Source organism: Moorena sp. SIO2C4, assembly GCF_010672485.1.
Classification (GTDB): domain Bacteria; phylum Cyanobacteriota; class Cyanobacteriia; order Cyanobacteriales; family Coleofasciculaceae; genus Moorena; species Moorena producens.
Map to the genome: position 1 here is coordinate 1 of NZ_JAAHGN010001480.1, position 1,322 is coordinate 1,322.

Sequence of the window (1,322 nt, forward strand, 5' to 3'; positions counted from 1 at the left end):
TAGCAGAAGTCAAAAGTCAGAAGTCAGAAGTCAGAAGTCAAACTCTTGCGCTTACAAAGGGTGTGAGACTTTTGTCATGTCCTAACTGCCCTGGCGACTGCTCTATCTCTAATCGAAGGACTTTTCAAACACATTCTTAGAGGACAATTGGGCATCAAACATACTAGAAATAAAACATAAAACAAACATGAACGCAAACATTAGGCGTTTATATTGAAAGTTCTAGCAACCCTCAAAATAAAAATTAGAAAGCGGTAAATAATCTGCTCTGCTTTCTGTGCCCAGCATGATCATAAAGAAAGTCCTGCAGCAATAGGAAATATTTTATGAAATCAAACAAATTAGCCGTGAGATTACCACTTTGTTTTACTTTACTATTCCTAGGAATGAATCTCATCCACAGTTTGCCAACTCAGGCGATCGGATTCAGAAATACGCAGAATCCAAGACCGGAGAGAGCAAGGGGAGGAGCTTCCCGGGGTGAAGATATTTGTTTCTCTGATGCTAAAACCACCACTTCATCAGTCACACCGCTGATGCCAGCCACTAATTTGGGCTTAACGGTAGCAGAACGTCCAACTTTGCTGGTATATGTTCCTCAGACTTCAGCTCAAGAAGCTTTTTTAAGTTTCGAGGATGAACAGCGAAACCATCATTACCAGTCCTTTATACGTCTGCCTAATCAGCCAGGTGTAATGGCGGTTCAATTACCACCTGAGGCTCCACCACTAAAGGTCGGTAAGAATTACCAGTGGTCTTTGGTGATGATTTGTGGGGAGTATTTAGAACCAGATAGTCCTGAGGTAACTGGATGGATTCGTCGAGTTGAAGCCAATTCTACCTTGATGAATCAGCACACATTAAAAGCCTCACTGAAAAAAGCCTCATTGTTGGCTAAAGATGGGATTTGGGTCGATACTGTCGCTACCCTCGCTGATTTAAGGCGAGCTGAACCAAGAAATTCAGTCTATCGCTCCCATTGGGAAGAACTGTTACAATCAGTAGGACTAAATGCGATCGCTAACCAGCCGTTGCTCAATAAATAAACTATAAATCACTGAACATCAGGCCATCAACTCTTATCCTGCAATCCTTGCAAAGCAAGGATTTAACCCTATGGGGCTCAAGGGGTTAGTTAGCAGCTGATCTGTGATAAATCCAAAAAATCTCGCTTCTTAAACCCGTGGTTTTAAACCTATGCTTTATAAACATCTTTCTTAACATAAAAATTGACAAAAAGAGTCAAGTGTGCATAGAGAGGCGATCGCCCTAAATTGACAAAAAGAGTTAAGTGTGTATAAGAGTGCGATCGCTAATCTTCA

Annotated in this window: 1 protein-coding gene; it reads left to right on the forward strand. The window is 41.4% G+C overall.

From position 1 onward, the window contains the following. Positions 1-326: 326 nt before the first annotated feature. Positions 327-1,046 carry a DUF928 domain-containing protein gene (locus F6K20_RS38780; RefSeq protein ID WP_131827273.1) on the forward strand — a complete coding sequence of 240 codons (720 nt, stop codon included), beginning with the start codon at positions 327-329 and terminating at the stop codon, positions 1,044-1,046. Positions 1,047-1,322 lie beyond the last annotated feature (276 nt).